The 15,849-nt window shown below is 70.9% G+C and carries 11 protein-coding genes; 9 read left to right on the top strand and 2 right to left on the bottom strand.

Annotated features, from left to right (window positions below; genetic code table 11):
* The first annotated feature begins 130 nt into the window (after positions 1-130).
* The 9 genes from ACIQNU_RS39240 (at position 131) to ACIQNU_RS39200 (ending at position 12,910) form a co-directional block, all read left to right on the top strand.
* The gene (locus tag ACIQNU_RS39240) at positions 131-3,832 is read left to right on the top strand and encodes a ThuA domain-containing protein (protein ID WP_401376096.1); all 3,702 of its coding nucleotides are present in this window, start codon (positions 131-133) and stop codon (positions 3,830-3,832) included.
* A 241-nt stretch (positions 3,833-4,073) separates the two neighbouring features.
* Entirely contained in the window at positions 4,074-5,201 is a 1,128-nt protein-coding gene (locus ACIQNU_RS39235; RefSeq protein ID WP_401376094.1) for an inositol-3-phosphate synthase, read from the top strand.
* A complete protein-coding gene (locus ACIQNU_RS39230) occupies positions 5,198-6,379 on the top strand; it encodes an SCO3242 family prenyltransferase (RefSeq protein WP_401376091.1) in 1,182 nt (393 codons plus the stop codon). Before ACIQNU_RS39235 ends, ACIQNU_RS39230 begins: the two co-directional genes overlap by 4 nt.
* Positions 6,376-7,284 (top strand): sugar phosphate isomerase/epimerase family protein, encoded by a 909-nt coding sequence (locus ACIQNU_RS39225; RefSeq protein WP_401376088.1) that lies wholly within the window; start codon positions 6,376-6,378, stop codon positions 7,282-7,284. The genes ACIQNU_RS39230 and ACIQNU_RS39225 overlap by 4 nt, the downstream gene beginning before the upstream one ends.
* Positions 7,281-7,925, top strand: coding sequence for an EboA domain-containing protein (locus ACIQNU_RS39220; RefSeq protein ID WP_401376087.1), 645 nt, complete (start codon positions 7,281-7,283; stop codon positions 7,923-7,925). The genes ACIQNU_RS39225 and ACIQNU_RS39220 overlap by 4 nt, the downstream gene beginning before the upstream one ends.
* Entirely contained in the window at positions 7,925-8,773 is an 849-nt protein-coding gene (locus tag ACIQNU_RS39215; protein ID WP_401376084.1) for a TatD family hydrolase, read from the top strand. Before ACIQNU_RS39220 ends, ACIQNU_RS39215 begins: the two co-directional genes overlap by 1 nt.
* Before the next feature lie 3 nt (positions 8,774-8,776).
* Positions 8,777-9,946: a metabolite traffic protein EboE gene (eboE, locus tag ACIQNU_RS39210; protein WP_401376081.1), complete on the top strand. Its 1,170-nt coding sequence runs from the start codon at positions 8,777-8,779 to the stop codon at positions 9,944-9,946.
* Between the two features lie 340 nt (positions 9,947-10,286).
* Positions 10,287-11,732, top strand: coding sequence for a nucleotide pyrophosphatase/phosphodiesterase family protein (locus ACIQNU_RS39205; RefSeq protein WP_401376078.1), 1,446 nt, complete (start codon positions 10,287-10,289; stop codon positions 11,730-11,732).
* On the top strand, positions 11,729-12,910 hold the full coding sequence (locus ACIQNU_RS39200) for a sugar phosphate isomerase/epimerase family protein (protein ID WP_401376076.1): 1,182 nt from the start codon (positions 11,729-11,731) through the stop codon (positions 12,908-12,910). Before ACIQNU_RS39205 ends, ACIQNU_RS39200 begins: the two co-directional genes overlap by 4 nt.
* A gap of 72 nt (positions 12,911-12,982) precedes the next feature.
* Here ACIQNU_RS39200 and ACIQNU_RS39195 read toward each other — a convergent pair whose 3' ends face one another.
* Complete coding sequence (locus ACIQNU_RS39195) at positions 12,983-14,431, bottom strand: OFA family MFS transporter (protein ID WP_401376075.1); 1,449 nt, start codon at positions 14,429-14,431, stop codon at positions 12,983-12,985.
* 1 nt (position 14,432) lies between these two features.
* A complete protein-coding gene (locus ACIQNU_RS39190) occupies positions 14,433-15,821 on the bottom strand; it encodes an OFA family MFS transporter (protein WP_401376073.1) in 1,389 nt (462 codons plus the stop codon).
* Between the last annotated feature and the right edge of the window lie 28 nt (positions 15,822-15,849).

Below are 15,849 nucleotides of genomic sequence, written 5' to 3'. Positions count from 1 at the left end.
GGGCTATCCGGCCCTGACAAAGACAGCTACGGTCCCTGAGTTGTACAGGACACGCACGCTTCCGGGGTGACGGCGCATCCCGGCGTATCGCACCCGCCCCCCGTACGGCCCACCCTCCCGGAGGGAATTCGTGCACAGAAAACGTCTCAGACTGCGAAAGACACTCGCACTCTTCACCGGCTCCCTTCTCGCAGGCGCCTCACTCGCGCTGGCCGCGCCGCCGGCCTCCGCCCACGACCCGGAGCCCACGCAGCCCCCGGCCGCGGCCGAGGACTTCCAGCAGGTCACCCTCGCCAAGGGCGCGGAGGAGACCGGCGAGCCCATGTCGCTCGCCGTCCTGCCCGACCGCAGTGTGCTGCACACCTCGCGCGACGGCACGCTCCGCATCACCGACTCCGAGGGCACCACCCGTGTCTCCGGCAAGCTCACCGTCTACAACCACGACGAAGAGGGCCTCCAGGGCGTCGGCATCGACCCCGGCTTCGAGGCGAACCGATTCATCTACCTCTACTACGCGCCGCCGATGAACACCCCGTCCGGCGACGCGCCCGAGAACGGCACCGCCGCCGACTTCGCCCCCTTCGACGGCGTCAACCGCCTCTCCCGCTTCGTCCTGAAGGCCGACGGCACCCTCGACACGGCCAGTGAGAAGAGCGTCCTCGAAGTCAAGGCGTCCCGCGGCACCTGCTGCCACGTCGGCGGCGACATCGACTTCGACAAGGACGGCAACCTCTACCTGTCGACCGGCGACGACACCAACCCGTTCGCCTCCGACGGCTACACCCCGATCGACGAGCGAGCCAACCGCAACCCGGCGTTCGACGCCCAGCGCAGCTCCGGCAACACCAACGACCTGCGCGGCAAGATCCTGCGTATCAAGGTCAAGCCGGACGGCTCGTACGACATCCCCGAGGGCAACCTGTTCGCCCCCGGCACCGAGAAGACCCGCCCCGAGATCTACGCGATGGGCTTCCGCAACCCGTTCCGGATCAGCGTCGACAAGCCCACCGGCATCGTCTACGTCGGTGACTACGGGCCCGACGCCGGCGCCGCCGACCCCAAGCGCGGCCCCTCCGGCATGGTCGAGTTCGCCCGCGTCACCAAGGCCGGCAACTTCGGCTGGCCGTACTGCGTCGGCAAGAACGAGCCGTACGTCGACTACGACTTCGGCACCAAGCAGTCCGGCGCCACCTTCGACTGCGCCGCGCCGAAGAACACCTCGCCGAACAACACCGGACTCACCGACCTGCCGCCCGCACAGGAAGCGTGGATCCCCTACGACGGCGGCTCCGTCCCGGAGTTCGGCTCCGGCTCAGAGTCCCCGATGGGCGGCCCGGTCTACCGCTACGACCCGAACCTCGAATCGCCGGTGAAGTTCCCCGAGGCGTACGACGGCGACTTCTTCGCCGGTGAGTTCGGGCGCCGCTGGATCAAGCGGATCGAGCAGGACGCGAACGGCACCGTGCAGTCCATCAACCCGTTCCCGTGGTCCGGGACCCAGGTGATGGACATGGCATTCGGCCCGGACGGCGCCCTCTACGTCCTCGACTACGGCCTGTCCTGGTTCGGCGGTGACGAGCACTCGGCGCTGTACCGCATCGACAACGTCACCGACGGACACGCGCCCACGGTCGAGGCCAAGGCCAACAAGACCTCGGGCCAGTCCCCGCTGAAGGTCTCCTTCACCTCCACCGGCGCCGACGCCGACGGTGATCCCATCACCTACGCCTGGGACTTCGGCGACGGCACCACCGCCACCGGGGCGAACGCCACGCACACCTACCGCAAGAACGGCACCTACACCGCCAAGGTGACCGTCGACGACGGCACCGGACGCACCGGTACCGCCAGCGTGCGCGTGGTGGTCGGCAACACCGCGCCGACCGTCACCATCGAGTCCCCGGCCAACGGGCACCTCTTCAACTTCGGCGACAAGATCCCGTTCAAGGTGAAGGTCACCGACCCCGAGGACGGAAAGATCGACTGCTCCAAGGTCACCGTCCGCTACATCCTCGGCCATGACAGCCACGGCCACCCGATCACCTCGGCGACCGGCTGCGAAGGTGTCATCACCGCACCGGCCGACACCGAGCACGACCCCAACGCCAACATCTTCGGAGTCCTCGACGCCGAGTACACCGACAACGGAGGCGGCGGCCAGGAGAAGCTGACCAGCCACGCCCAGGTGCAGCTCCAGCCGCGCCACCGGCAGGCCGAGCACTTCACAGGCCAGCAGGGCATCAAGGTCTACGACAAGGCCGCGGCGAACGGCGGCAAGACCGTCGGTGACATCGACGACGGCGACTGGATCTCCTTCAAGCCGTACAACCTGACCGGCTCCAAGAAGCTCACGGCCCGGATCTCCTCCGGCGGCGCGGGCGGCTATCTGGAGGTCAGGGCCGGCGGCCCGAAGGGCACCCTGCTCGGCTCCACCCCGGTCCCGGTGACCGGCAGCTGGGAGACCTTCCAGGACGTCGACGTGCCGCTGCGCAACGTCCCCAAGAAGACCACCGAGCTGTACCTGGTCTTCAAGGGCGGCGCCGGAGCGCTCTACGACGTCGACGACTTCGAGATCTCCGACCAGGCACCGGTCAAGAACGCCAAGCGGATCCTGGTCTTCTCCAAGACCGCCGGCTTCCGCCACGACGCCATCCCGACCGGCGTCCAGGCCCTGAAGGAGATCGGCAAGGCCAACGACATCACGGTCGACGCCACCGAGGAGGCCAAGCAGTTCACCTCCAGCAACCTCGCCCGGTACGACGGCGTGGTGTTCCTGTCCACCACCGGTGACGTCCTCAACGCCGACCAGGAGAAGGCGTTCGAGAACTACATCGCCTCCGGCGGCGGCTTCATGGGCGTCCACGCGGCGGCCGACACCGAGTACGACTGGCCCTACTACGGCAAGCTGGTCGGCGCGTACTTCGACTCGCACCCGCAGATCCAGCAGGCCACCGTCCGGGTACCCGAGCACGACCACCCGGCCACCAAGGATCTGAGCGACGCGTGGGAGCGCACCGACGAGTGGTACAACTACCGCACCAACCCGCGTGACAACGCCCGGATCCTGGCCACCCTCGACGAGACGACCTACCAGGGCGGCTCGATGAAGGGCGACCACCCGATCTCCTGGTGCCAGTCCTACGGGGGCGGACGCTCCTTCTACACCGGACTCGGCCACACCAAGGAGTCGTACGGCGAGGCCGCTCTCCGCAGCCATCTGCTCGGCGGCCTGAAGTACGTCACCGGCCAGGAGAAGGCCGACTGCAAGCCCCGCACCGGCTACCGGGACCTCTTCAACGGCCACACCACCGACGGCTGGAAGCAGGCGGGCCCCGGTCAGTTCACCGTCAAGGACGGGGTAATGAACACCGAGGGCGGCATGGGTCTGCTCTGGTACCAGGCCAAGGAGTTCACGTCGTACTCCCTGAAGCTGGACTGGAAGATGCAGGGCGACGACAACTCCGGTGTCTTCGTGGGCTTCCCCGCCTCGGACGACCCCTGGTCGGCCGTGAACAAGGGCTACGAGATCCAGATCGACGCGACGGACGCGCCGGACCGGACCACCGGAGCGGTGTACTCCTTCAAGTCGGCCGACATCAAGGCACGTGACCGCGCACTGCGCCCGCCGGGCCAGTGGAACAGCTACGAGATCCGCGCCCAGGGCGAACGCCTCCAGGTGTTCCTCAACGGAGTCAAGATCAACGACTTCACCAACAAGGACCCGGAGCGGAGCCTGGCCAACGGCCACATCGGGCTCCAGAACCACGGAGCGAACGACCATGTGTCGTTCCGCGACATCCAGCTCAAGGAACTGCCCGTGAAGGGCGACTAGAACGGCGGCGGGCGGGGGACGCCGGACTCCCGCCCGCCGTCCCCCCTCCCCTCCGGCCACCCGCACAGCTCACGTCCCGGGCATCGGTGCCTGGTGTTCCCACCGGACACCGGTGCCGGGCATCCCCGCCGGGCCTCTAGGAACTGTCCCCGGCACCCCCGCGCGCGGGCGCCCGCCCGCGCCGCGGCGGTGCCCGGCATCCCGTCCGGCTTCCGGTTCGCGTACGACAAGGAGGCTGCCCATGTCCGCCGAACCTTCCGCTCCTCTTCCCCGTATCGGTGTCTGGCTGATCGGAGCCCGGGGCTCCGTCGCCACCACCGCGGTCGCCGGATGCGCGGCCGTCACCGCCGGACTGCACCCCCCGACCGGCATGGTCACCGAGACCGAGCCGTTCGCCGACAGCGCCCTGCCCCCTCTCTCCTCGCTGGTCTTCGGCGGCCACGACACCGTCGACTGCCCGCTCCCCAAACGCGCCGAGAAGCTCGCCGAGTCGGGCGTGCTGCCGCACGGGCTGCCGTCCGCCGTGCACGCCGAACTCACCGCCGCCGACCGCGAGATCAGAACCGGCGGCCCCCTGCCCGGCGACACCCGCACCGAGGACGCACTGATCGAGACCTTCGCGGACGACATCCGCGACTTCGTGCGGCGCGGCCGGCTGGCCCGCGCGGTCGTCGTCAACGTCGCGTCGACCGAACCCGTACCCGAGGGTGCCGCGCTGCCCGCCAGCTCCCTCTACGCGGCGGCGGCCCTCCGCGCGGGCTGCCCCTACGTCAATTTCACCCCGTCGGCCGGACTGCACCACCCGGCGCTCGCCGACGAGGCCCACGCCAGCGGTCTGCCGTACGCGGGCCGCGACGGCAAGACCGGGCAGACCCTGCTGCGGTCGGTGCTCGGGCCGATGTTCGCGCAGCGCGCGCTGCGGGTCCTCGCCTGGTCCGGCACCAACCTCCTCGGCGGCGGCGACGGCGCCGCGCTCGCCGACCCCGCTGCCGCCGCCGCGAAGAACGCCGGCAAGGAACGCGCGCTCGCCGACACCCTCGGCGCCGTCCCCGAGGGCGAGACACACATCGACGACGTGCCCGCGCTCGGCGACTGGAAGACCGCGTGGGACCACATCGCCTTCGACGGGTTCCTCGGCTCCCGTATGACCCTCCAGACCACCTGGCAGGGCTGCGACTCGGCGCTCGCCGCGCCCCTGGTCATCGACCTCGCCCGGCTCCTCGCCCGCGCCCACGAGGCCGGACTCTCCGGACCGCGCCCCGAACTCGGCTTCTACTTCAAGGACCCGGACCCGGGGTCGACCTCGGCGCTCGCCGAGCAGTACGGCGCCCTCGTGGCGTTCGGGCGGCGGCTCGGGAGCGGCATATGAGCCGCGCCGGGCTCGGGATCGTGCTGCTCGGCGGCGCGCTGGCCGTCGCGGCGGCGATGACGGCGGGCGTCGCGGGGCGCGCGCGGTCCCGTGACGTGGCCGGCGGGGGAGCTTCGGGTAAGGGAGCGGTTCACCCGGCGCCGGCTCCGGCCGCCGCGCCCCCGGTGGACCCCCTCGTCCAGGAACAGGAACCGGCGACCCCCCACCCCCGTACCGGAACCTCCGTATCCGCCTCCGCTTCCGGTCTCGGCCGCCCCTCCGACTGGGTCGAACTCCTGCGTCTGCCCGCCCTGTTCACCGTCCCCGGCGACGCGCTCGCCGGAGCCGCGACCACCGGCCGCCGCCCAGGCCGCCGCACCCTGTACGCCATCGGCGCGTCGCTGTGTCTGTACGAGGCCGGGATGGCGCTCAACGACTGGGCCGACCGAGCCGAGGACGCCGTGGAACGGCCGCACCGGCCGCTGCCGTCCGGCCGGATCAGGCCCGGCGCCGCCCTCGCGGCGGCCGGCGCCCTGACCGCCGCCGGACTCGCGCTCGCCGCCCGCGCCGGGCGCCCGGCCCTCGCGGTCGCCGGGGCCCTGGCGGCGACCGTGTGGGCGTACGACCTCGGGCTGAAGCACACACCCGCCGGGCCCGTCGCGATGGCGGCGGCCCGGAGCCTCGACCTGACGCTCGGCGCCGCCGCGACCGGCGGGCGGGCACGGGACGCCGTCCCGTCCGCCGCGCTGCTCGGCGCCCACACCCTCGCGGTCACCGCCGTCTCCCGCCACGAGGCCGAGGGCGGCTCGTCCGCCGTCCCCCTCGCGGCGCTCGCGGCGACCGCCGCCCTGGCGCACACGGCCGGTTTCCTGGCCCGTGGCGCTGCCCCCCGACTCCCGGCAGGCCGACGAGTAGCAGCCGCTCTCGGCCTGTCGGGCTCCACCGCCCCACCGGCGCCCGACCCACTGCGCGCCGCGCTCGCCCTCGTGTACTTCGCGACGGCCGCCCGCCCCCTGTGGCACGCCGTCCTGAACCCCTCACCCCCGCTCACCCAACGCGCCGTCGGCGGCGGAATCCGCGCCATGATCCCCCTCCAGGCGGCCCTCACGGCCCGAGCCGGCTCCCCGGCGACAGCCCTGGCGACAGCGGCCCTGGCACCGGCGGCCCGCACTTTCGCGAAGCGGGTGAGCATCACATGACGCATCCGCCGACACCTCCCCCTGCCGCACCCCTCCGCTTCGGATACGGCACCAACGGCCTCACCGATCTCCGGCTCGACGACGCGCTCGGGGTCCTCGCCGATCTCGGGTACGACGGGGTCGGGCTGACGCTCGATCACATGCATCTCGATCCGCTCGCCCCCGACCTCGCCGCCCGCACCCGGCACGTCGCCCGGCGCCTCGACGCGCTCGGGCTCACGGTCACCGTCGAGACCGGCGCGCGCTATGTGCTCGACGCCTGGCACAAGCACGGGCCCACGCTCCTCGACCCCGACCCGGAGCGCCGGGACCTGCGGACCGGGTTGCTGACCCGGGCCGTCCAGGTCGCCGCCGACCTCGGCGCCCACGCCGTGCACTGCTTCAGCGGGATCACCCCGGACGGTACGGACCCGGACACCGCCTGGCAGCGCCTCGCCGACACCCTCGGCCCGCTCGCCGACCTCGCCGCCCGCACCGGCGTCCCGCTCGCCGTCGAGCCCGAACCCGGCCATCTCCTCGCCACCCTCGCCGACTTCCACCGGCTGCGCACCGCACTCGGCAGCCCGGAATCCCTCGGCCTCACCCTCGACATCGGCCACTGCCTCGTCGTCGAACCCGAGCCGCCCGCCGCCTGCGTACGGGCCGCCGCGCCCTGGCTGCGGCACGTCCAGATCGAGGACATGCGGCCCGGCGTCCACGAACATCTCCCGTTCGGCGACGGCGAGATCGACTTCCCGCCTGTCCTCGACGCCCTCGCGGCCACCGGCTACCAGGGGCTGACCGTGGTCGAGCTGCCCCGCCACTCCCACGCGGGACCCCACTTCGCCGAACGCTCCCTCGCCTTCCTGCGCGCCCTGGCCCCCCAGGCACCCGTACCCACTCGCGTTCCAGGAGGTACCCCGTGACCGCACCCCGGGCCGCGGCCCTCCGCGACCAGCTCGGCGCCGTACTCGCGGACCCGGCGCGGGCCTGGCTGGACCGCGCCCTCACCCAGGCCACCGCTGCCGACGCCTCGTGGGAACTCCGCTTCGCCGAGGCGGGGCGGCGCTGCGGCCCCGACCACGCCGACACCGCCCGCGTCCTGCTCCTGCACACCGCCCACGCCGACCCGGCGACCCTCGCCCGCCTCTACGACCAGGGCACCGCCGCCGAACGCCGTGCCGTGCTGCTCGCCCTGCCCGACCTGGCCGACGGACCCGGTGCGCTGCCGCTGGTCGAGGACGCCCTGCGCACCAACGACACCCGCCTGGTCGCCGCCGCCGTCGGGCCCTACGGCGCCGCCCACCTCGACGCCCACGCCTGGCGGCACGCCGTACTCAAGTGCCTGTTCACGGGCGTACCGGTCGCCGCCGTCGCGGACCTGGCGCGCCGAGCCCACGGCGACACCGAACTCGCCCGGATGCTCGGCGACTACGCGAGCGAACGCACCGCGGCGGGCCGCCCCGTCCCTGACGACCTCCACCACGTCCTGACCCTGACCGCCCCCACCACCCCCACGGCCGGCAGCGAACCCGCGGCCACCGCACGGCACGGCGAGGAGTCCTGATGCGCATCTTCGACCCCCACATCCATATGACGTCACGGACCACCGACGACTACGAGGCGATGTACGCGGCAGGCGTACGGGCCGTCGTGGAGCCCGCGTTCTGGCTCGGCCAGCCCCGTACCTCACCGGCCTCGTTCTTCGACTACTTCGACTCCCTCCTCGGCTGGGAGCCGTTCCGCGCCGCCCAGTACGGCATCGCGCACCACTGCACGCTCGCCCTCAACCCCAAGGAGGCGAACGACCCGCGCTGTCTGCCGGTCCTGGACGAGCTGCCCCGCTACCTCGTCAAGGACAACGTCGTCGCGGTCGGTGAGATCGGCTACGACTCGATGACCCCCGCCGAGGACACCGCGCTCGCCGCCCAGCTCCAGCTCGCAGCCGACCACGAGCTGCCCGCCCTGGTGCACACCCCGCACCGCGACAAGCTCGCCGGACTGCGCCGCACCCTCGACGTCGTCACCGAGTCGGCCCTGGACGCCGACCGGGTCCTCATCGACCACCTCAACGAGACCACCGTCAAGGCGGCCAAGGACGGCGGCTGCTGGCTCGGTTTCTCGGTCTACCCGGACACCAAGATGGACGAGGACCGCATGGTCGCGATCATCGAGGAGTACGGAACCGAGAAGGTCCTCGTCAACTCGGCCGCCGACTGGGGCAAGAGCGACCCGCTGAAGACCCGCAAGGTCGGCGACGCCCTGCTGAAGGCCGGGTTCAGCGACGACGACGTGGACCTGGTGCTGTGGCGCAACCCGGTCGCGTTCTACGGACTCAGCGGCCGGCTCGCCCTCGACGTGACGGACACGGACGCCACCCACGAGGGCAACTCGATCCTGCGCGGCGGTGCGTGAGCCATGCGCTTCCGGCACCCGGACGGCTCCACCGTCCACCTCGCGTACTGCACCAACGTCCACCCGGCGGAGACCCTGGACGGCGTCCTCGCGCAACTCCGCGACCACTGCGAACCCGTCCGCAAGCGCCTCGGCCGAGACCGCCTCGGCATCGGTTTGTGGCTCGCCAAGGACGCCGCCCGCGCGCTGGGCAGCGACCCCGTCGCGCTGCGCGGCCTGCGCTCCGAACTCGACAGGCGCGGCCTCGAAGTGGTCACCCTCAACGGCTTCCCGTACGAGGGATTCGGCGCCGAAGAGGTCAAGTACCGCGTGTACAAGCCCGATTGGGCCGACCCCGAGCGCCTCGCCCACACCACCGACCTGGCCCGGCTGCTCGCCCAGCTCCTCCCCGACGACGTCACCGAGGGCACCGTCTCGACGCTGCCGCTCGCCTGGCGCACCGCCTACGACGGATCACGCCCGGACACCGCCGTCGCCGCGCTGCGCACCCTCGGCGAACGCCTCGACGCCCTCGCCGAGCTGACGGGCCGCTCCATCCGGATCGGTCTGGAGCCGGAGCCGGGCTGTGTCGTGGAGACCACCGCCGACGCCATCGCCCCGCTCATCGCCGTCGGCCACGACCGCATCGGCATCTGCGTGGACACCTGTCACCTCGCGACCTCCTTCGAACCCCCGGACAGCGCCCTGGACGCGCTGGTCGCCGCAGGGGTGCCCGTCGTGAAGTCGCAGCTGTCCGCCGCGCTGCACGCCGAACAGCCCCATCTCCCCGAGGTACGCGAGGCCCTGGCCGCGTTCGACGAGCCCCGCTTCCTGCACCAGACCCGCACCAGAACGGCGGCCGGACTGCGCGGCACCGACGACCTCGGCGAGGCCCTGAACGGCGAGGCCCTGCCCGACGCCTCGCCCTGGCGCGCCCACTTCCACGTCCCGCTGCACGCGGCGCCCGCCGCGCCCCTCACCTCCACCATGACGGTCCTGGGCGACACCCTCCAGCGGCTCGTCGGCGGACCCCGGCCCCTGACCCGGCACCTGGAGGTCGAGACGTACACCTGGCAGGCCCTGCCGTCCGAGCTGCGGCCCCGGGCCCGCGCCCAGCTCGCCGACGGCATCGCCGCCGAACTCACCCTGGCCCGCGACCTCCTGACGGACCTCGGCCTGAAGGAACTGCCTTGACATCTCCCCCAGCTGAAGCAGGGGGATTCTTCCCTCGCGGGTTGAGCTTTCTGCTTCACAGCCCGCAGCCACCCGGGGTTACCGGCGAAGGGACGGTGTACCGCCCATGGTCTTACGCAAGCTCCACAGACCTGACTTCCCGCCAGCCCGGCGGTAGGCCCGGACGACTTGGTTGTCGCCGCCCGAGCGCGACAACCGTACAAGCCGCTCATTCCACCGCCAAACCTGCCGGTCAGAGCACGGCCTTTCGCCCTGGAGGCGAAACCCCGCTCCCTCCCCTGCTCCGCAGGAGCCCGTCTCCTTCCCCGCCTGAGGGCGGGGGTATCCCCGGAGGAACCTGATGACCGCACCGCAGCAGCACACCCCGCCCGAGCCGGGCGGCCCCCAGCCCCTCCTGGTGATCGATGTGGTCGGCCTCACCCCGAAGATCCTCGACCACATGCCCCGCCTCAAGGCGCTCGGCCAGTCCGGCTCGCGCGCCCCGCTGGGCACCGTCCTGCCCGCCGTGACCTGCGCCGCCCAGTCCACGTTCCTCACCGGCGCCCCGCCCGCCGAACACGGCATCGTCGGCAACGGCTGGTACTTCCGCGAACTCGGCGACGTCCTCCTGTGGCGCCAGCACAACGGTCTGGTCGCGGGCGACAAACTGTGGGACGCCGCCCGCCGCGTCCACCCCGGCTACACCGTCGCCAACATCTGCTGGTGGTACGCGATGGGCGCCGACACCGACTGGACGGTCACCCCCCGGCCCGTGTACTACGCCGACGGCCGCAAGGAACCCGACTGCTACACCCGCCCCCCGGCCGTGCACGACGAACTCACCGAGAAACTGGGCACGTTCCCCCTCTTCCACTTCTGGGGCCCCGGCGCCGACCTGGTCTCCAGCCAGTGGATCATCGACGCGACCCGGCACATCATCGCCACCCGCCGCCCCGACCTGGCCCTGTGCTACGTCCCCCATCTCGACTACGACCTCCAGCGCTACGGCCCCGACGACCCCCGCGCCTTCGCCGCCGCCGCCGAACTCGACCGCGCCCTCGCCCCCCTCCTGGACGACGCCCGCGCGGAAGGCCGCACCGTCGTCGCGCTGTCCGAGTACGGCATCACCCGCGCCGACCGGCCCGTCGACATCAACCGCGCCCTGCGCCGCGCCGGCCTCCTGGAGGTGCACACCCAGGACGGCATGGAATATCTGGACCCGATGGCGTCGCGCGCCTTCGCCGTCGCCGACCACCAGATCGCCCATGTCTACGTCCGCCGCCCCGAGGACCTGGACGCCACCCGCGCCGCCCTCGCCGACCTCCCCGGCATCGAGACACTCCTCGACGACGAGGGCAAGAAGGCCCACCAGCTCGACCACCCGCGCGCCGGTGAACTCGTCGCCGTCGCCGAACCCGACGCCTGGTTCACCTACTACTACTGGCTGGACGACGCCCAGGCCCCCGACTTCGCCCAGTTGGTCGAGATCCACCGCAAACCCGGCTACGACCCGGTCGAGCTGTTCATGGACCCCCAGGACCCCTATGTCCGGGTCAAGGCAGTTGGCGCGGTCGCCCGCAAGAAGCTCGGCATGCGCTACCGCATGGCGGTCGTCCCCCTCGACCCCGCGCCGATCCGCGGCAGCCACGGCCGGCTCCCCACGAGCGACGCCGACGGGCCGCTCATCCTGTGCTCCACCCCCCGCGCCGTCGAGGGCCGCGTAGCGGCCACCGACGTGAAGTCCCTGCTGCTCCACCTCGCCGGCCTCGCACGAGGCAACCCTCCAGTCGAAAGAGAGAGACCGTGACCGCGTTCAACGATGAATCCGGTACTGGCGACGCCCTGCGCCGCACCCTGGGCGTCGACCGCCGACGCTTCCTGAGCACCTGCACCGCTGTGGGCGCGGCGGCCATCGCCGCGCCCGTCATCGGCGCCTCACCGGCCTTCGCCTCCGGCAAGGGCCACGGACACGGCCACGACAACGATCACGGCCACGGCAAGGGCCACGACCTGGTCCCCGCGGGCAAGCGCGGCATCATCCTCTACACCGTGCGGGACGCCACGGGCCGCGACCCGCTCGCCTCCGACCTGCCCTCCGGCTTCCGTGAGGTCTTCAAGCAGCTCGCCCGCTACGGCTACAAGCAGGTCGAGTTCGCCGGCTACGGCCAGCACGCCAACGCGCCCGGCGGCAACAACCTGGAGTCGGTCGCCGGCGCCAAGCTGCTGCGCTCCTGGCTCGACGAGTACGGGCTGCGCGCCCAGGGCAACCACGGCTTCATCCCTGGGTCCTGGCCGCTGTCCACGCCCGACCTGGACACCTTCAAGCGCCACCTGGAGATAGCCAACATCCTCGGCATGGACCACATGGGCACCGGTGGCGACCCCACCGGCAGCTCGTACCGCGCGGACTGGGACGTCGCCGCCGACAAGTGGAACGCGCTGGGTGCCATCGCCCGCCGCGAGGGCATCAAGCTGTACACGCACAACCACGACGCGGCGTACGGCTTCCTGCTCGACGGCGGTCCGCTGGACGCGCAGGGCCGCCCGACCCGCAGCTCCGGCATCCGCAAGCTGGAGTACTTCCTGAAGCGCACCGACCCGAAGAACGTGTGGCTGGAGATGGACATCTTCTGGGCGCACGTCGCCCAGTACAAGTTCCACACCTACACCGCGCACGACGGCAAGCAGCGCGAGAACGTCTTCGACCCGGCGAAGCTCGTCTCCCGCAACAACAAGCGCTACCCGCTGTTCCACGCCAAGGACGGCACGGTCAACGCCACCAACGGCATGGGCTACGACATGGTGCCGTTCGGCACCGGCGACATCGACTACACCAAGTTCTTCTCCCGGGTGGGCCAGAAGAACTACCACAACCCGATGGTCGAGCAGGACAACGCGCCCAGCTCCACCGTCCCTTCGCAGTCCCTCGACTACGCGAAGATCGGCTACGACAACATGGCCGCCCTGCGCGACCGCGACTGCTGACCCCGTCAGCCACAAAGAAACAGCCGCGCGGCCTCCCGGAGCGTTCCGGGAGGCCGCACGGCCGTTCACAGGTCAGACGGTCGCGGACCGCCGCACCCCAGGGCGCCCGGGGCGCCGGGGACGGTGCCGCTCCCGCGGCGGTCCGCCCGGCTGCCGCAGCAGGAGCGAGAGCCCCGCCGCGAGCAGCGAGATCACCCCGGCCGTCGTGTACGCCCCGTCATAGCCCCACGCGCTCACGACGACGGCACCGAGACCGCCGCCGAAGAGGCCGCTGACGAGTTTCGCGCTGTAGACCATGCCGTAGTTCGACGCGTTGTTGTTCTCACCGAAGTAGTCCGGGACGAGCGACGCGAAGAGCGGATAGAAGGCGCCGCCGCCGAACCCGGAGAGGAACGCGAAGAACAGGAACAGGGCCTCGCTGCGCATCTCGCCCGCCCCCAGCACCCCGAACTGGGCGACCGCCAGGACGAGACACACGTAGGTGAGTGTGGTGCGCCGGCCCATCCGGTCCGAGAGCCAGCCCACGACACCGCGTCCGGTGCCGTTGATGACTGCCATCACACCCATCGAGGACGCCGCGACGAGCGGCCCGAAGCCCATCTCCTTCGCGAACGGCACCTGGAAGGAGATCCCGAAGATCGACACACCCGCACAGCAGAGCATGCAGAACCACATCAGCGGCACGATCCCGGTCCGCAGTGCCTCGCCGGAGGTGTACTGACGGGCCGCCGGCGGGTTCTTGGCCAGCGCGACCGTCGACTTGGCGTCGCCCGCGCGGTGGAGCGGGTCGACCGCCTCGGGCCACCAGTTCTTCGGGGGGTCCTTGAAGAAAAGGCCCGAGACCAGCGTCAGGGCCAGCACATAGAACCCGACGAGGTCCAGCACCGTACGGTAGTTGGAGGTGTTGAAGCCGTACGAGAACAGGAAGATGAACGGCACCGCGCCGTACGCGAAGGCCCCGTTCACGAAGCCCGTCTTGCCGCCCCTGCGTTCGGGGTACCACTTGCCGACCATGTTCACGCAGGTCGAGTAGATGAGCCCGGAGCCGATGCCGCCGAGGACACCGAAGCCGAGCAGCGCCGCCGCCACATTGGGTGCGTGGCTGAGGCTGACGAAGCCGATGAGGGACAGGAACGACCCGATGATCATGGCCGCCCTGCTGGTCAGGATGCCCTTCTCGCGGAGCTTGCCGGTGGGGAAGGAGACCCCGGCCTGGAAGAAGATCCACACGCTCAGCACCCAGAACGTGTTGGTGGACGACCAGTGGTGTGCTTTCGCGAGGGTGTCCTCGGCCGCCCCGAAGGCGTACTCGAAGACACTGATCGCGAGCATGGCGAGCCAGGGGAGGGCCACCATGGTCCAGCGGGGCAGTCCGAGGATCTGCCGGTCCGACTCGCCGACCCGGTAGACCCGGCCCCGGGAGTCGGTCACTTCACGGTACGAGCGGTGCGCGTGCGGGGATTCCTGCGCATCCGGGGATTGCTGCGCATCGTCGTTCGCGGCGATGGGGTCCGCCGTCATCTCAAGCCATCTCCTCGCCGAGGGGTTGCGGGTTGGGGACGATCTGCCGGCCGCCTGGGCGGCCGGGTGCCTTGAGGAACAGCGCCAGGACGGCCGACGCGAGCCCGATGCAGCCGGCGATCACGAAGGCGCCCTCGTAGTCCCAGGCCGCCACCACGACGGCTCCCATACCGGAGCCGACGAGGCCCGAGATGAGCTTGGAGCTGTAGACCATGCCGTAGTTGGTGGCGTTGTTGTTCTCACCGAAGTAGTCGGCGGTCATGGCCGCGAAGAGCGGGAAGATCGCGCCGCCGCCGAATCCGGAGACCATGGAGCAGAACAGGAAGAACGGCATGCTGCCCATCGACCCGGAGACGAGCACTCCGAACTGGGCGGTGCCCAGCACGATGCAGACGATGATCAGCGTGTTGCGCCGCCCGTACTTGTCCGAGATCCAGCCGATCACGCCACGGCCCGTGCCGTTGACGATGGCCTTGAGCGACATCGCGGTGGCCACGATCCCGCCCGCGAAGCCCATGTCCTTGCCGAACGGCACCTGGAAGGCGATACCGAAGATGTTGATGCCCGCGGTGCACAGCAGGCAGAACCACATCATCCACAGCACCGGGGTCCGGGCCGCCTCCCGTGGTGTGTACTGCTTCACGGCCGGCGGGTTCTTCTCCAGCGCACGCCGGATCTTCGGGTCGTCGGAGACCTTCAGCGGGTCCACGTGCGACGGCCACCAGCCCTTCGGCGGGTCCTTGAAGAACCACCCGGCGAAGGCGACCACGGCGCAGCAGATCACGCCGACCGCCACGAGGACCGTCTTGTAGTTGCTCAGGTCCATGTACGAGGTGAACAGGAACACGAAGGGCACCGAGCCATAGGCGAAACCGCCGTTGACCATGCCGGTCTTGCCGCCCTTGCGCTCCGGGTACCACTTGCCGACCATGTTCACGCAGGTCGCGTAGACGAGGCCGGCCCCGATGCCGCTGAACATGCCGAAACCTATGTACGCGACGATCACATGTGGCGCGTACGCGAGTGATATGTAGCCGAGGATCGTGCCCAGCGCGCCGAGCATCATGGCGTACCGCGCGGGCAGTTTGCCGCTCTCCCGCAACTGTCCGGCGGGGAAGGCGACGGCCGCCTGGAAGAATATCCAGACACCCATCAGCCAGAAGATGTGCCCGCTGCTCCACAGATGGGCCTCGTGCAGGGTGTCCTCGGCGGAGGTGAACGCGTACTCCGAGGAACTGATGCCCATCATCCCCAGCCAGGGGAAGAGCACCATGGTCCAGCGGGGCCGCCCCATGATGTCCCGGTCGGTCTCGCCGATCCGGAACAGGCGGCCGTTGCGGTCCGTCACCTCCTTGAAGGGGACGGATGTGGGTAGGTCGGTGGTGGTCATGTGTTGTCGCACCCCTTGCGTCGAAAGT

The organism is Streptomyces sp. NPDC091292, from assembly GCF_044757265.1.
GTDB lineage: Bacteria > Actinomycetota > Actinomycetes > Streptomycetales > Streptomycetaceae > Streptomyces.
This window is presented reverse-complemented; position numbering and strand designations above follow the sequence as displayed.

Bases quoted from the DNA above. Each gene is read 5' to 3' on its own strand.
- ACIQNU_RS39235 (WP_401376094.1), top strand. From the start codon at position 4,074: ATGTCCGCCGAACCTTCCGCTCCTCTTCCCCGTATCGGTGTCTGGCTG.
- ACIQNU_RS39230 (WP_401376091.1), top strand. From the start codon at position 5,198: ATGAGCCGCGCCGGGCTCGGGATCGTGCTGCTCGGCGGCGCGCTGGCC.
- ACIQNU_RS39225 (WP_401376088.1), top strand. From the start codon at position 6,376: ATGACGCATCCGCCGACACCTCCCCCTGCCGCACCCCTCCGCTTCGGA.
- ACIQNU_RS39215 (WP_401376084.1), top strand. From the start codon at position 7,925: ATGCGCATCTTCGACCCCCACATCCATATGACGTCACGGACCACCGAC.
- eboE (WP_401376081.1), top strand. From the start codon at position 8,777: ATGCGCTTCCGGCACCCGGACGGCTCCACCGTCCACCTCGCGTACTGC.
- ACIQNU_RS39205 (WP_401376078.1), top strand. From the start codon at position 10,287: ATGACCGCACCGCAGCAGCACACCCCGCCCGAGCCGGGCGGCCCCCAG.
- ACIQNU_RS39195 (WP_401376075.1), bottom strand. From the start codon at position 14,431: ATGACGGCGGACCCCATCGCCGCGAACGACGATGCGCAGCAATCCCCG.
- ACIQNU_RS39190 (WP_401376073.1), bottom strand. From the start codon at position 15,821: ATGACCACCACCGACCTACCCACATCCGTCCCCTTCAAGGAGGTGACG.